The organism is Citricoccus nitrophenolicus (genome assembly GCF_047305825.1).
GTDB classification, from domain to species: domain Bacteria; phylum Actinomycetota; class Actinomycetes; order Actinomycetales; family Micrococcaceae; genus Citricoccus; species Citricoccus nitrophenolicus.
In genome coordinates this window covers 125,459-140,523 of the sequence record NZ_CP063070.1, presented here as the reverse complement: position 1 = coordinate 140,523, position 15,065 = coordinate 125,459, and the positions used below count along the sequence as shown (strand labels likewise).

General features: G+C 65.4%; 14 protein-coding genes. 4 read left to right on the top strand and 10 right to left on the bottom strand.

Translation table 11 applies throughout. From position 1 onward, the window contains the following. Nucleotides 1-103: 103 nt before the first annotated feature. The 3 genes from IMT31_RS00695 to IMT31_RS00685 form a co-directional block, all read right to left on the bottom strand. Entirely contained in the window at nt 104-892 is a 789-nt protein-coding gene (locus IMT31_RS00695) for an SOS response-associated peptidase (RefSeq protein WP_413543435.1), read from the bottom strand. 23 nt (nt 893-915) lie between these two features. Then, the gene (locus IMT31_RS00690) at nt 916-1,860 is read right to left on the bottom strand and encodes a PKD domain-containing protein (RefSeq protein WP_413543434.1); all 945 of its coding nucleotides are present in this window, start codon (nt 1,858-1,860) and stop codon (nt 916-918) included. 64 nt (nt 1,861-1,924) lie between these two features. After that, on the bottom strand, nt 1,925-2,590 hold the full coding sequence (locus IMT31_RS00685) for a DUF6318 family protein (protein WP_413544345.1): 666 nt from the start codon (nt 2,588-2,590) through the stop codon (nt 1,925-1,927). Between the two features lie 321 nt (nt 2,591-2,911). Between IMT31_RS00685 and IMT31_RS00680 the strand changes: the two genes are divergently transcribed. From IMT31_RS00680 to IMT31_RS00670, 3 genes are read left to right on the top strand one after another with little or no spacing between them, the layout of a single operon-like run. Next, nucleotides 2,912-4,003 carry an S-(hydroxymethyl)mycothiol dehydrogenase gene (locus IMT31_RS00680; protein ID WP_413543433.1) on the top strand — a complete coding sequence of 364 codons (1,092 nt, stop codon included), beginning with the start codon at nt 2,912-2,914 and terminating at the stop codon, nt 4,001-4,003. Beyond that, complete coding sequence (locus tag IMT31_RS00675; protein WP_413543432.1) at nt 4,003-4,650, top strand: MBL fold metallo-hydrolase; 648 nt, start codon at nt 4,003-4,005, stop codon at nt 4,648-4,650. Before IMT31_RS00680 ends, IMT31_RS00675 begins: the two co-directional genes overlap by 1 nt. 52 nt (nt 4,651-4,702) lie before the next feature. Further along, nucleotides 4,703-5,275: a uridine kinase gene (locus tag IMT31_RS00670; protein WP_413543431.1), complete on the top strand. Its 573-nt coding sequence runs from the start codon at nt 4,703-4,705 to the stop codon at nt 5,273-5,275. Between the two features lie 24 nt (nt 5,276-5,299). Here the strand turns inward: IMT31_RS00670 and IMT31_RS00665 are convergent, their stop codons facing one another. The 3 genes from IMT31_RS00665 to IMT31_RS00655 form a co-directional block, all read right to left on the bottom strand. Continuing rightward, nucleotides 5,300-6,094 (bottom strand): biotin/lipoate A/B protein ligase family protein, encoded by a 795-nt coding sequence (locus IMT31_RS00665; RefSeq protein ID WP_413543430.1) that lies wholly within the window; start codon nt 6,092-6,094, stop codon nt 5,300-5,302. Next, nucleotides 6,087-6,962 (bottom strand): thioesterase family protein, encoded by an 876-nt coding sequence (locus IMT31_RS00660; RefSeq protein ID WP_413543429.1) that lies wholly within the window; start codon nt 6,960-6,962, stop codon nt 6,087-6,089. Before IMT31_RS00660 ends, IMT31_RS00665 begins: the two co-directional genes overlap by 8 nt. Before the next feature lie 88 nt (nt 6,963-7,050). Then, complete coding sequence (locus tag IMT31_RS00655) at nt 7,051-10,077, bottom strand: N-acetylmuramoyl-L-alanine amidase (protein WP_413543428.1); 3,027 nt, start codon at nt 10,075-10,077, stop codon at nt 7,051-7,053. A gap of 213 nt (nt 10,078-10,290) precedes the next feature. Here IMT31_RS00655 and IMT31_RS00650 point away from each other — a divergent pair, with 213 nt between their 5' ends. Further along, nucleotides 10,291-10,635, top strand: a complete 345-nt coding sequence (locus IMT31_RS00650; protein ID WP_413543427.1) for a hypothetical protein — start codon at nt 10,291-10,293, stop codon at nt 10,633-10,635. An 88-nt stretch (nt 10,636-10,723) separates the two neighbouring features. Here IMT31_RS00650 and nrdF read toward each other — a convergent pair whose 3' ends face one another. The 4 genes from nrdF to nrdH form a co-directional block, all read right to left on the bottom strand. Next, complete coding sequence (gene nrdF, locus IMT31_RS00645; RefSeq protein ID WP_345362092.1) at nt 10,724-11,698, bottom strand: class 1b ribonucleoside-diphosphate reductase subunit beta; 975 nt, start codon at nt 11,696-11,698, stop codon at nt 10,724-10,726. Between the two features lie 72 nt (nt 11,699-11,770). Next, nucleotides 11,771-13,939, bottom strand: a complete 2,169-nt coding sequence (nrdE, locus tag IMT31_RS00640) for a class 1b ribonucleoside-diphosphate reductase subunit alpha (protein WP_345361701.1) — start codon at nt 13,937-13,939, stop codon at nt 11,771-11,773. Then, complete coding sequence (gene nrdI / locus IMT31_RS00635; protein WP_413543426.1) at nt 13,936-14,406, bottom strand: class Ib ribonucleoside-diphosphate reductase assembly flavoprotein NrdI; 471 nt, start codon at nt 14,404-14,406, stop codon at nt 13,936-13,938. Before nrdI ends, nrdE begins: the two co-directional genes overlap by 4 nt. A 17-nt stretch (nt 14,407-14,423) precedes the next feature. Beyond that, nucleotides 14,424-14,666: a glutaredoxin-like protein NrdH gene (gene nrdH, locus IMT31_RS00630; RefSeq protein ID WP_345361707.1), complete on the bottom strand. Its 243-nt coding sequence runs from the start codon at nt 14,664-14,666 to the stop codon at nt 14,424-14,426. Nucleotides 14,667-15,065: the final 399 nt, after the last annotated feature.

Sequence of the window (15,065 nt, the reverse complement as noted above, 5' to 3'; positions counted from 1 at the left end):
TATTAGAACTTATGTTCTAACACCAAGGCAGAAGCTACGAGAAGCGGCGGACGCGATAAGCCTCCGGCCCCGGAAAGATCGGGGTCGGATGCCTCGCCACAGGTCAGAGCAGGGTTTCCAGCGGTTCGATCAGTTCGGGTCCGTTGTTGCGGACGTTTCCGACAGCGGTTCCCACCTCAGTCAGGGTCCATCCTGAAGCCGTGCGGAACGCCTGCCCGCGGACGCGGTCCACCAGGGCGCCGGCGGCCTCGGCCGAGGTGAGCTTCTCCGGGTTCAGCCAGGCGTCCAGGGTGTCCCGGTCCATCGGCAGCGGAAGCCGGTCGTGCAGTGACCCGAGCTGCGCCAGGGTCGGGTCCGCATCGTCCGCCTCCGGCGAGGGGCCGGTGAGGATGGTGCAGCTCAGCAGCCAGCGGCCCGGATCACCGTCCGGCACGGACTCGTCCTTCCACCATTCATAGAGTCCGGCGAAGTAGATCGGGGTGCCATCCTCGGGGTGGACGTAGAAGGGTCGCTTCGTGGCCGACTTCGAGGCGCCCGCCTCCGGCTTGAGCCATTCGTAGTAACCGTCCGCCGGCACGGCGCATCGCCGGGCCTTGACCGGTGAGCGGAAGGTGGGCTTCTCCGTCACCGTCTCCGAGCGCGCGTTGAAGGCGCGTGATCCCACGGAGAGATCCTTGGCCCATGGCGGGACCAGACCCCACCGTGCCACGTGGATCTCCCGGCGGGTGCCTGTGCCCGATGCCGGCTCGGCCCGTTCCAGCACCACCGGGACATCCGCAGTGGGCGCCACATTCCAGTTACGTGGGAGCACCAGCTCCTCGTCAGGGGCCAGTGCGCCCGCGTCCGCCACCAGGTCACCGATGGCCCGTGCCATCACATACCGTCCGCACATGGGATCAGTCTCCCGCACTCATGTCAGTCTTCGACGAAGGGGTCGCCGCAGGCCCAGCCATCCGGGTTCTCCACACAGTTCTCGGCCACGTTCTTGGACTTCGACCGCCAGATATCCGCCGAGACCGGCTCACTGGGAACCTCTGCCACCCCCGGGATCGCGATCCACGGGCCGCCATTGACAGAGAACTGCCCCCTGTACGACGTGGTGAGCGAGACCGGGAACTCCCCTGTGTCCTGATAAGCATGACTGGTGGTGGTCTCCTGATTGAACTCCCGCTGCGGGCCCCCCGGGTACGGATTGCTCAATGGCTCCGACCCATCCCCGTAATCCCACGTCCACCGCACCGGCACCGCCTGGATCGCCACCGCCTGACCCAACATCGTGGTGTTCAACGTCTGCGACTCCTCCGTCGCATAGAAGTTCGTATTCGCCCGAATCAACCCAAACCCACCCGAATCCGATTCGATCTGCGACGGGGAGATATCCAGCCGCCGAAAATCCGCGAGCGTCACCACCGGCATCGGCGGAGCCTCAGCTTCCTCCTCCACAGCCGGATCAGACACCACCGGATCCGACGGCTCAGAACAGAAGGGATCACCGATCCGCGTGGCGGCTTCCGAGCTATCGGGCAAGTAGATCGACCTCACAACATACTGGCTGCCAGGCGACGTGCAGATGTTGCTCTCCACAGCAAAGCAGTCCAGCATGCCGATACCCTCCTGGGTCATGCAGTACGGCGTCAGCACCTCGACCTGATTCGACTCAGTATCACCGGACCCCGTGGAGACCTCTTGGACAGTTGTTTGGACAACATCTTCGACGCTCTTCTGAACAGCGTTCTTCTGGGCCTCTTGGACCTGGACGTCAAAACCCCGGGCCTGCGTACTGCGCTCCCAATTGAGATCTGCCGGATCCTTTGACTCAGATTTATCAGCAACGGCCGGGCCAACCGGTGATGCCAGCATCAATATTGTTGTCAATACAATAAACGCAACTCTCGCTAAAGAGGGGCAAACAGTGTGACGAGAGTCATCCATCGAGATCACCTTGCGCCACGAGTTCATCGATCAACCAATGCCCTCTGGACGTATCGAATGAGGCACTCCCCGTCCAACTGGTTTTGAAGGTTTTATCCGAATCTTCAGGATCGACCTCCTCACCACCAGGCTTGTACAACGCTGATGGCCCCTCCGTGGTCTCGAAAATCATGGTTGCTGTGTCACCTTGATTCTCGAGGTTGAACACAGAAGTCGGAATGTTCGGCTTAGCTCCCGTAGACCAACCGTCGACCCCGTAGATACCGGTCCAGTCATTGACCAACTCCTCGCAGAGAATGCAGTCCGCATTCGATACTGCTTCGAGCGGACTGGAGTCGCCAGTTAGTTGCAAGTAGTAACCGGCCTCCCACCAATACTCCAGCGCGGCCTCAAGCCCCTCTTCCGTCGGCTCCTTCATCGCCTCGGGCATCTCTGGCATCGGGACGTTCTTCGCCGGCCCCTCCGAGGTCGCGGGTTCGTAGCTACCTGACGGCGATGCGCTCGGCGCGGTGCTCGGAGAACCAGAGCCGGCCCCTGCCGTGTCTGCCGTCTCCGAAGCAGAAGGCGAGGCGCTTGCGGTGGAGGCGGCCGACGTCGAACCATCTCCTCCGTCTCCCCCACCGTCACCGGAGCATCCAGTCAGCAGCAGGCCCGCCACGGATAGCGCCGCCACGGCACCCAGACGGACAGAACGATTCACCGGTACGGCCACGGGGCCCCCTCTTCCAGGGCCGCAGGGAGTTCCGACCTCGCCGTCCCCACGGCCTGCTGACAATGGTCGCCGGATGTTCCCGTCCCCGGCGACTCGATCAGTCTAAGCAGAACCCATGAACCACGTCACAGTTATCCACAGATCTGCACCGCCACTACGTCTCACAGGGAATGCAACACCCACGGCCTGCTCAGATGTGATGGGATGGACCCGAACCCACCCCCGAGTCGGAGCCGTGCCCCGCCATGGCCCGAAAGGAGATGCACCGTGCCCCAGAAGGTGAAGGCCGTCGTCGCCAAGGCGAAGGACGCCCCCGTCAGCATCGAGACCATCGTCATCCCGGACCCCGGCCCCGGTGAGGCCGTGGTGGACATCCTGACCTGCGGGGTGTGCCACACAGACCTGCATTACGTCCAGGGGGGCATCGGGGACAACTACCCCTACCTCCTGGGCCACGAGGCAACCGGCCTCGTCTCCCAGATCGGCGAGGGAGTCACTGACGTGGCCGTCGGTGACAAGGTCATCCTCAACTGGCGTGCGGTCTGCGGCGAGTGCCGTGCCTGCAAGAAGGGCCAGCTACAGTACTGCTTCGACACCCACAACGCCACTCAGAAGATGACCCTCGAAGACGGCACCGAGCTGGACCCGGCCCTGGGCATCGGCGCCTTCGCCGAGAAGACCCTCGTCGCCGCCGGCCAGTGCACCAAGGTCGAGGGCGTCTCTGATGAGCAGAACGCCGCCGCCGGGCTGCTCGGCTGCGGAATCATGGCCGGCATCGGCGCCGCCATCAACACCGGTGAGGTCAAGCGCGGCGAGTCCGTGGCCGTCATCGGCTGCGGTGGGGTCGGCACCGCCGCCATCGCGGGTGCCAAGCTGGCCGGGGCCACCACCATCATCGCCGTGGACCTGGACCAACGGAAGCTGGACAAGGCCCTGGAGCTCGGTGCCACGCACACCGTCAACTCGAAGGACCAGGACTCCGTCGAGTCCATCCAGGAGCTCACCGGAGGATTCGGCGCCGACCTCGTCATCGACGCCGTCGGCCGCCCGGAGACCTACAAGCAGGCCTTCTACGCCCGCGACCTCGCCGGCCGCGTGGTCCTCGTGGGTGTCCCGACACCGGAGATGCAGCTCGAGCTGCCCCTCGCCGATGTCTTCGGCCGCGGCGGTTCCCTGAAGTCCTCCTGGTACGGGGACACCCTGCCCTCGCGGGACTTCCAGATGCTGATCGACCAGTACAACCTCGGTCGGCTCGACCTGGACGCCTTCGTCACCGAGACCATCGGCCTCGACAAGGTCAACGAGGCCTTCGAGACCATGAAGTCCGGAGACGTCCTACGCTCGGTGGTGGTGCTCTGATGGCACGCATCAACAAGCTCGTCACCTCGGGAACCTTCTCCCTGGACGGCGGCACCTGGGACGTGGACAACAACGTCTGGATCATCGGTGATGACGAGACCTGCGTGGTCATCGATCCCGCTCATGACGCCCTCGAGGTCCAGAAGGCCGTCAACGGGCGGCAGGTCCTGGCGATCCTGCTCACCCACGGACACGACGACCACATCCGTTCCGTGCAGATGTTCCGTTCCCTCGTGGACGCCCCGGTGCTGCTGCACCAGGAGGACCGCATGCTCTGGGACAGCGTCTACCCGGGCCAGGCCCCTGACGGCACCATCTCCGACGGGGAGAAGTTCACGGTGGCCGGCATCCAGCTCACCGCCCTGCACACCCCCGGCCACTCGCCGGGGTCGGTCTGCTTCCACTCCCCCGAGCTCGTGGCCCAGGACGGCACCCAGGGCGTGCTGTTCTCCGGAGACACGCTCTTCCAGGGCGGGCCGGGCGCCACCGGGCGGTCCTACTCGGACTTCGGGACCATCATCGAGTCCATCAAGAACCGGCTGTTCACCCTGCCGGCCGAGACCGTCGTCAACACCGGGCACGGCGATTCCACCACCATCGGCGCCGAGTCGCCGCATCTGCAGGAGTGGATCGACCGCGGGAACTGAGCAGATCGACGCTGAGCTGAACACCACAGCCGGAACCGGAGGCCTCGTCCTGTTGGGCGGGGCCTCCGGTTCGGGAAAGTCCTATCTGGCCCGCGCCTACGGGCGTCCGCACCTGGTGCTGGATTCCTTCTACCGGGAGATCTCCGAGGACAGCGCCCCCGAAGGGCCGGTGCTGCCCCGGACCGTCTACGGCGAGATCGACTGGGACCACCCGCTCACCTGGAACCTCGAAGCTGCCGTTGATGCCATCGTGGAGCTGATGGAGTCCGGCCGCACCCGCGTCCCGGACTACTCCATCACCACTTCCTCGATCACCGGATACGAGGACGTCGAGCTCGAGGGCGGGCCCATTGTCGCCGAGGGCATCTTCGCCGCCGAGCTGCCCCGGGCCCTGAACCAGGTCGGTGTAGAGTTCCACGCCTTCTACATCGATCAACACCGGTTCCCGACGGCGGCGCGTCGGTTCGCGCGCGACGTCACCGAGCGCCGGAAGCCGGTCCCCTTCCTCGTCCAGCGGGGGTGGTCCCTGATGCGTCAGGAGGGGCAGATCCGCGAGCACTACCTGGCCGCCGGATTCGTCCCCGTGCCGAAGCGCGAGCTGCACCGGAGGCTCGGCGGGCGCTGACCGCCAACCGGTTCGCCGGCACCGTCACTGCGGCGGGACAGTACCCGTCAGGTCGGCCCAGGCCCGATCACGCAGTGACCCGTGATCCCGCAGTGACCCGTGGGCTGCCGCATAGGCCGCACGCAAGCGTTGCGCATACGCTTCCACGGTCAGCTCGGGAACGGCGTCTGTGGCCGCTCCGGCGGTGCTCGGGTCCCAGTCCAGTCCCAGGGCACGGTACACGTCCACCAGCACCGCGCGGATCGGCTCCGGATCCTCCACGACGAGGGACGAGGAGAACAGCCACGCTCCCTTCACGACCCGCTGAGCCGTACCCACGAGCTTCACCGGCCCCCGGAGCGTCCCCTCGGCCGATGCGGGCAACGGCGTGTGCACGGAGAACTCGCCGGCGCAGTACTCGCCGGGGATCTCCCCGACGGCGGCCGGCACCTGGACCTCCCGGAACACCTGGGCGAACAGCTCCCCGAAACCGGCGAACCGGTCCCGGAACCCCTGCATGGCGTCCGCGTCCGGCTCAAGGTGGTCCACCACCAGGGAGCCTCGGTGGTAGGCGGCGGCCCGTCCCCCTGCCCGGCGCACCACGGGTTCGAAGCCGTGCCGCCGGCAGGCCTGCCGGGCCCGGTCGAATCCGTCCAGCCGCACATCACGCTGGCCGAAGGCCACCGTGGGCCAGGGTCGGTAGAGGCGGACCAGGGGAGCCGGCAGGACGCCGGACTGGACGGCGCGCAGCAGGGTGATCCCGTACTCCAGGTCGGCCGCCGCGCCCAGCGAGGCGTCCTGGCCGACCCAGTCCAGCCCCGGCTCAGCCGGCTCAGGCATCGGCCGCGGGGATCCTACGGATCGTCTGGATCTGCTCGGACCGCCCGAACGCACCGTGCTCATCGTGGAGGACGGCCGAGGTCACCCCGATCCCGTCACTGCCCAGGTTCGAGGTGGTGGCATATCCCAGCCACGCACCCACGGGCTCGCGGTACAGGTGGATCTGCAGGTCAACATTGGGAAAGGCGAAGGCGCCGGGCCCCGCCGGCAACACGGGCGCCACGCCGTTGGCGGTGTCCACCATGCCCACCAGCCGCACCAGGTCAGGGGTCTGTTCCCCGGCGATCATGTCCACCGCGGTGGTGGACCAGCACCGTCCATGCCCGGCGGCGTGATCTGCTGCGACCCGCATCTGCAGGGACTGGATGTATCCGCCCGGCCACCGCTGGTACATGTCCGGGAACGGCTCGCATACCTGAAGGGGCGCCAGGTCACTGTCATGGATGACCGCCACCTCGGCGGTGTCCGTGGTGACGAGACGCCAGGCCCGGGCGACCAGGACATCCCTGCCCTGGGCCGTGAGCCTGGATTCGACCAACTCGATGGTGCGTCCGGGCCGCACCGTGCGCGTGGTGACGGTCAACGGACCGAAGTGGAGCGTCCCGAGGATCTCGAAGGACAACCGGGCCAGGCGGAGCTCCGGGCGCGGATCATGCGCCAGGATCTCCGCCGTCATGAGGCCGGAGACGGGCGCCATGTGCAACTCGTCGTCCCGCCAGGTGCCTTGGGCGTGGACCACGGAATCGAAGTCGGCGGTCCGGACCCCGGCCTCCACCCGCGGGGGCGCGGTGCGCTGGAAGTTGGCGCCGACGTCGTGCTGGGGCTCTCCGGAGCGGCCGGCCGACCCGGCCATGGTGCTAGAAGTCATGCGCTCCATCCTGCCAGAGCGGAGGCACCTTCCTCGTGTTTCCAGACGCCGCTACGGCCCTGCCGGAGCACTTGAGCGAGAGGCGGACCTACCGTGTGGCCGTCCGGGTGTGGGTGGCCACCGTGACCAGCGGCGAGTACCCACCATCGTTGAAGGCCCGCACCGCGAACTGCGTCCGCGTCCCAGCGGCAACCTCGAAACTACCCGAGGAGTACCGGGCATCCACCTCGCGCACGTAGTACCACCGGCCGAAATTCGAGGACCCCACCGGCGCAGTACGACGGAACACCTTGTAGTAGTCGGCCCGTGGCGCCTTATGCCACCACACCGACAACTTTCCATCCGTCCAGGCCTGTCTCGCCGGAACCACCTGCGGCGGAGCCTGCACCTTCCGGGTATAGGTGGCCACCGTGGCCAACGGCGAGTACCCGCCATCGTTGTAGGCCCGCACCGCGAACTGCGTCCGCGTCCCAGCGGCAACCGCGAAACTACCCGAGGAGTACCGGGCATCCACCTCGCGCACGTAATACCACCGGCCGAAATTCGAGGACCCCACCGGCGCAGTACGACGGAACACCTTGTAGTAGTCGGCCCGTGGCGCCTTGTTCCACCAGATCGACAACTTTCCATCCGTCCAGGCCTGTCTCGCCGGAATCACCTGCGGCGGAGCCTGCACCTTCCGGGTATAGGTGGCCACCGTGGCCAACGGCGAGTACCCACCATCGTTGAAGGCCCGCACCGCGAACTGCGTCCGCGTCCCCGCAGCAACCGCGAAACTACCCGAGGAATAGCGGCCGTCCACCTGGCCCACGTAATACCACCGGCCGAAGCTCGAGGACCCCACCGGCGCAGTACGACGGAACACCTTGTAGTAATCCGTCCGCGCCGCCTTATGCCACCACACCGACAACTTTCCATCCGTCCAGGCCTGTCTCGCCGGCACCACCTGCGGCGGAGTCTGCACCGTCTCCCGGGTGTGGGTGGCGACCGTGGCCAACGGGGAGTGCCCACCATCGTTGAAGGCCCGCACCGCGAACTGCGTCGTTGTCCCCGCGCTGACCGCGTAACTCCCTGAGGAATAGCGGCCGTCCACCTGGCCCACGTAATACCACCGGCCGAAGCTCGAGGACCCCACCGGCGCAGTACGACGGAACACCTTGTAGTAATCCGTCCGCGGCGCCTTGTTCCACCAGATCGACAACTTTCCATCCGTCCAGGCCTGTCTCGCCGGAACCACCTGCGGCGGAGCCTGCACCTGCTGGTACTTCCCATAGCTCCTGATGGCGCTGGTCACCGAGCTGTCCACGTTCCTGCGGATGGTGGGCAATTGGGCATAGAGGTAGCGGCCCGGGCAGGCCGTCAGGTTGGTGTCCCGGTGGCCCAGGATGGTGTTCTGTGTTGTCCGGGTTCCGCTGGTCCAGCGGGCTGTGCCCTTGCCGCTCTGCGTCAGCGTCACCTGAGCAGTGGGGTCCACGTCATAGCGGTAGGCCTGCCAGGCCAGGACCCGCTCGATCGCCCGCACCATGGCTGCTGGGGCCGAGGCCACGTCATAGTTGCCCATGGCGGAGACACCGATGGTGTCGGTGTTGAATCCGCCGGCCTGCGCGCCCTGGACGGGCGCGTCGATGGAACCACGGCGTCCCTGATAGATCTTGCCGTACTTGTCCACCAGGAACTGATAGCCGATGTCCTGCCAGTCAAGCGTGACCGCGTGGTACTGGTAGATGCCGCGGATCTGCGCGTAGGCCCCTGAGGCAGAGTAGTTGTTGGACCCAGCCGTGTGGTGCACGTACATGGCCTTGAGGTCCGTGGACGTGCGGCCCCAGTCTGACGTCAGGGACTCGTCGGCACCCCACTGAGCGCGGGTGATGATGGCCGGTTTGAGCACATTGTCATAGTTGGTGGCGACTGTGTGAGCCTGTGCGGTCCCGGTGATGGGACCCTGCTGCGGATGGACGGCCGGAACGAATTCCGCGCCCGCCGTCGCGCTGTTGTGCGTCGCACTGTTCGTCGAGGCTGCGGCGGCCTCCGGGGCGGACAGTCCTGCCTGCCCCTCGAGCTGCTGGAGTGCCGGGGAGGCCGGCGAGGCCGGCTCGAGCTTCCCGTCGGTGTCCGCCGTGCCCGGGTCGATCAGGTCCAGCTCGAGGCCGGCGGGGTTCTCACCGTCCACGGTGGTGAGACGGACCTGGATGGCGTCGGCCCCACTGGAGATCAGGGGCTCGGTGCCCACACGGTCCGCATTCGGCTTCTCATCTCCGGCATGGATCTCCATGCTGTTCCAGTCGGTCCAGCCGGAGCCCTCGCGCACACGCAGGGACACATCCGTGACCTGGCCCGCATCCTCGATGTCCCACGTGACACCGGCCACGATGAAGTTCATGGTCTCCACCGGCTGGGTCAGGGTGGCGATCTTCTCGACCTCCAGATCCTGGGTGGTCGAGAGCGCTTTGTCCATGACCGAGTCGGTCAGTGCCTCGGCCTCCTCGGCCACTGCGGCCTCGAGGGGGGCGGGCGCGGACCGGGCCTTCACCTGCAGGTCCTGGAGCACGACGTCGGAGGGCCGGGTACCGCTGTCCACCGACTCGGGTGCCGGGACGGCAGCGCCGGATTCCGGCAGGGTCGCGGACATCAGCTCAGCTTCGGCCTCATCGGTGGCTGCAGCCCCATTCTCATCAGCCGGCGCTTCATCAACACCCGTCCCATCAGTGGGTTCCGGCTGCAGCGTCTGCTCGGGCTGCTCAGTGGCGGGTGCCTCAGCGGAGGGTTCCGGCTGCTGCGTCTGCTCCGGTTGCTCAGTCACGGGCGCCTCAGAGACCTCAGGCCCCTCCGGCACCGCTTCAGGAACCTCGGGCAGGGCTTCGGCATCGATGCCGCCCAGGGGAAGGGACTGCTCCTGCGCGCCCTTGACCTCGGAGGCCTCCTGCCCTGTCGCGACGGCCGGGTCCTCGCCCGTCTCACCGGCGGGCTGGTCTGCGGTAGTGGAGGCCACCGGAAGGACAGCCGTGTCAGGCACCACGGGCATGGCTGTGGCGGGCAGGACGGTGGTGGCGGTCAGTGAGAGGGCCAGAGCAGTGACTGCGCCGGTTCTCAGGACAGGGTGGAGCGTCCGCGACATTTTAGTTTTCCCTCATATGGTGCACAGCGATGAAAGCAGGCATGGATTTTCCCCTCCACGCCTTGGCAAGGTTACCAAGCCTTTATGGATCTGTAATCACTTTGGTCCCATCAGGCCCATCCTTCACATGGTGTTCACATCACAGTTGACCCTGAGAGCAGCCGGCGAGAAGCTGCCACGCCACGTGACACCTGACCGAGCGTGGGCGTACACATGGGTATGCCCGGCAGCTTGCCGATCGGCGTGGCCGTCGTCGCCGATCCGGACGAGCCTCCGCTACCGTTCGCGGATGCGGCCTTCGATCTGGCGACCAGCAGGCATCCCGCGTCGGTCTGGTGGCAAGAGATCGCCCGCGTGATCCGGCCAGACAGTGGTTCGCCTACTGCGCAAGAGGTGGTGTGCCTACTGCGCAAGGTGATCTGGTGCGTGCCGGGATTCACGGTTGAGAAGCAGCATGGCCGGCTCCTCGATCTCCGCGGCCTCATTCAGGGGGGGGACGGGCCATTCATCGCACACTCCACCCGTCACCGCATCGAAGCCCGGCGGACGCTGCACTGACAGGGTGCTTAAGGTCTCCCGGCCCCGCAGAAACCTGCAGGGCCGGGGCTCCCCTCGGCCCTTCCGGGCCTGGAGCTGGATCAGTGACTCAGAAGTCCCAGTCCTCGTCCTCGGTGTTCTCGGCCTTGCCGATCACGTAGGAGGAGCCCGATCCGGAGAAGAAGTCGTGGTTCTCATCCGCGTTCGGGGACAACGCCGAGAGGATCGCCGGGTTCACGTCCGTCACGGCGGACGGGAACATCCCCTCGTATCCGAGGTTCATCAGCGCCTTGTTGGCGTTGTAGTGGAGGAACTTCTTGACGTCCTCGGCCAGGCCGACGGAGTCATAGAGGTCATGGGTGTACTGGACCTCGTTCTCGTACAGCTCGAACAGCAGCTCGAAGGTGTAGTCCTTGAGCTCCTGCTGGCGCTCCGGAGACTGCGTCTCCAGCCCGCGCTGGAACTTGTAGCCGATGTAGTAGCCGTGCACCGCCTCATCACGGATGATCAGCCGGATCAGGTCCGCGGTGTTCGTGAGCTTGGCACGTGAGGACCAGTACATCGGCAGGTAGAAGCCCGAGTAGAAGAGGAAGGACTCCAGGATGGTGGAGGCCACCTTCTTCTTCAGCGGATCGTCACCGTGGTAATAGTCCAGGATGATCTGGGCCTTCTTCTGCAGGTTCGTGTTCTCACGGGACCAGCGGAAGGCATCATCGATCTGCTTGGTGTCGGACAGCGTGGAGAAGATCGACGAGTAACTCTTCGCGTGCACCGACTCCATGAAGGCGATGTTGGTGTACACCGCCTCCTCGTGGGTGGTCAAGGAATCCGGGATGAGCGAGACAGCGCCCACGGTGCCCTGGATGGTGTCCAGGAGGGTCAGGCCGGTGAACACACGCATGGTCAGCGTCTTCTCGTCCTCGGACAGCGTGGCCCAGGACTGGATGTCATTGGACAGCGGCACCTTCTCCGGCAGCCAGAAGTTCGAGGTCAGGCGATTCCACACCTCCACGTCCTTCTCGTCCTGGATGCGGTTCCAGTTGATTGCCTCGACGGTCTCGAGGGTCTTGACAGCGTCGGCCATCATCGGGATTGAGTCCTCACTTCAGGGGTGCAGTGCTGTGGGCGAATCGGAGGGGCGGGCGTCAGCAGGGCATCAAAGCATGCAGCTGACGCAGCCCTCCACCTCCGTGCCCTCCAGGGCGAGCTGGCGCAGGCGGATGTAGTAGATGGTCTTGATGCCCTTGCGCCAAGCGTAGATCTGGGCACGGTTCAGGTCACGCGTGGTGGCTGTGTCCTTGAAGAACAGGGTCAGGGACAGCCCCTGGTCCACGTGCTGGGTGGCCGCGGCGTAGGTGTCGATGACCTTCTCGTAGCCGATCTCGTACGCGTCGTCGTAGTACTCGAGGTTCTCGTTCGTCAGGTAGGGGGCCGGGTAGTAGACGCGCCCCAGCTTGCCCTCCTTGCGGATCTCGATCTTCGAGGCGACCGGGTGGATCGACGAGGTGGAGTTGTTGATGTAGGAGATCGAACCGGTCGGCGGCACGGCCTGCAGGTTCTGGTTGAAGATGCCGTGCTCCATCACCGAGGCCTTCAGCTCGCGCCAGTCCGCCTGCGTGGGGATCTCCACGTTGGATCCAGCGAACAGCTCGGCGACCTTCGGCGTGGCAGGCTCCCAGACCTGCTCGGTGTACTTCTCGAAGAACTCGCCCGAGGCGTACTTCGAGTCCTCGAAGCCGCCGAACCGCTCACCGGTCTGGATCGAGATGCGGTTGGAGGCCCGCAGTGCGTGGAACAGCACCGTGTAGAAGTACATGTTCGTGAAGTCGATGCCCTCCTCCGAGCCGTAGTGGACCCGCTCGCGGGCCAGGTAACCGTGCAGGTTCATCTGGCCCAGGCCGATGGCGTGGGAGGAGTTGTTGCCCTTGACGATCGAGGGCACCGAGGAGATCTCGGACATGGTGGACACCGCGGTGAGCGCCCGGATGGCGGTCTCGATGGACTTGCCGAAGTCCGGCGAGTCCATGGTCTTGGCGATGTTCATGGAACCGAGGTTGCAGGAGATGTCCTTGCCGACGGACTCGTAGGTCAGGTCCTCGTTGAACTCGGAGGCCTCGGAGACCTGAAGGATCTCGGAGCACAGGTTGGACATGGTGATCCGGCCCTTGATCGGGTTGGCGCGGTTCACGGTGTCCTCGAACACGATGTACGGGTAGCCGGACTCGAACTGGATCTCGGCGAGGGTCTGGAAGAACTCGCGGGCGTTGATCTTGGTCTTCTTGATCCGCGCGTCGTCGACCATCTCGTAGTACTTCTCCGACACCGAGATCTCGGAGAACGGCTTGCCGTAGACGCGCTGTACGTCATACGGGCTGAAGAGGTACATGTCCTCATTGGTCTTGGCCAGCTCGAAGGTGATGTCCGGGATGACCACGCCCAGGGACAGGGTCTTGATACGGACCTTCTCGTCCGCGTTCTCCCGCTTGGTGTCCAGGAACCGGTAGATGTCCGGATGGTGGGCGTGCAGGTAGACGGCGCCGGCTCCCTGGCGGGCACCGAGCTGGTTGGCGTAGGAGAAGGAGTCCTCCAACAGCTTCATCACGGGGATGACGCCGGAGGACTGGTTCTCGATCTGCTTGATCGGGGCGCCGTGCTCGCGGATGTTGGTCAGGGACAGGGCCACACCGCCGCCGCGCTTGGACAGCTGCAGCGAGGAGTTGATGCTGCGCGCGATCGACTCCATGTTGTCCTCGATGCGCAGCAGGAAGCAGGAGACGAGTTCGCCGCGCTGGGCCTTGCCGGCGTTGAGGAAGGTGGGGGTGGCGGGCTGGAAGCGGCCGCCGACCATCTCCTCCACGAGCTCGAGGGCCAGCTGTTCGTCACCCTGGGCCAGATGCAGGGCCACCATGCAGACACGGTCCTCGTAGCGCTCGAGGTAGCGCTTGCCGTCAAAGGTCTTCAGCGCGTAGGAGGTGTAGAACTTGAACGCACCCAGGAAGGTCGGGAACCGGAACTTGAGCTGGTAGGCGCGGTCCCACAGGGACGTCCGGAACTCGGCCGTGTACTGCTGGAGCGTCTCGGCCTCGTAGTAGTCGTGCTCCACGAGGTAGGTCAGCTTCTCGTCCAGGTCGTGGAAGAAGACCGTGTTGTTGTTGACGTGCTCCAGGAAGTACTGGCGCGCGGCCGCACGGTCTGCCTCGAACTGGATCTTGCCGTCCGCTCCGTAGAGGTTCAGCATGGCGTTCAGCTCGTGGTAACCGAGGTTCTGCCACGCCGCCGGCAATTCCTTGGCGGAGCGGTTCATGTCCTGTTCGGTGACTGTCATCCCCAAAACCTTTCCAATCCTTCGCGCACGGCCGTGACGTCCTCCGGCGTGCCCATGAGTTCAAATCTGTACATGAGGGGGACCTGACACTTGCGCGCCACGATGTCCCCGGCGAGGCAGTAGGCCTCGTGGAAGTTCGTGTTCCCCCCGGCGACGACGCCCCGGATCAGATTCCGGTTGGACTCGACGTTGAGGAACTTGATGACCTGCTTCGGCACAGCGCCCTCGCCGTCTCCCCCGCCATAGGTGGGCAGGACGAGCACGTAGGGCTCTGTGGCCAGGAGGGTCGGCTCCTTGGTGATGAGCGGCAGCCGCGCCGTCTCACCCTGTGGGTAGCCCAGCTTGGAGATGAACCGGTGCGTGTAGCCGGAGGCCGAGGAGAAGTAGATCAGCCGGGCGCCCGTGTGCTGCGGGGCCCCCGGCCCCTCAGCATCCACCGGCCTGCGCTCACTGACCACGCTTGTCATGATGGCCTCTGCGAACCTCAGGCCACCGAGGCGGCGGAGGTGGCCAGCTCCTCGATCTTGTCCGGGCGGAAGCCGGACCAGTGATCGGCGCCAGCCATCACGACCGGGGCCTGCATGTACCCGAGGGCCCGCACCCGCTCGAGGGCGTCCACGTCCTGGGACATATCCACGGTCTCGTAGGCGATGCCCTTCTTGTCCAACGCACGGTAGGTGGCGTTGCACTGGACGCAAGCCGGCTTGGAGTAAACGGTGACGGTCATGGTCTTTCCCCTGTCCTCGGTTACCGCGTCCGGGGAAACCGGACCGGCAGGCATTTCTGGTCTGTTCGTCTGCAGTTCTTGAGCCATGGCCCGGAAGGGCACTGCTGGCCTGCGAGTAGGTCTTCAGCGGCGGATCCGGGCCGGTCCGGCACCAACGGCACATCAAGGCGCTGCGGTCCGAACTGCTGATATCAATACTACATCTAGTGGTGACGATAGGGAACAACCACAAGATCCTGTCTTACGTGTTTGTCATTAGTTTCCCCAAGCCGTCCACAGGGACGTGTGGATGAACCCGAGGTGAACGGTCCACCTGAATCGGCGGAATCACGGCGATCCCCGGTTGCGCCGCAGAGAACGTCCACAGGGTGTGGATGTCCGCGTCCAACGTTGTGCACA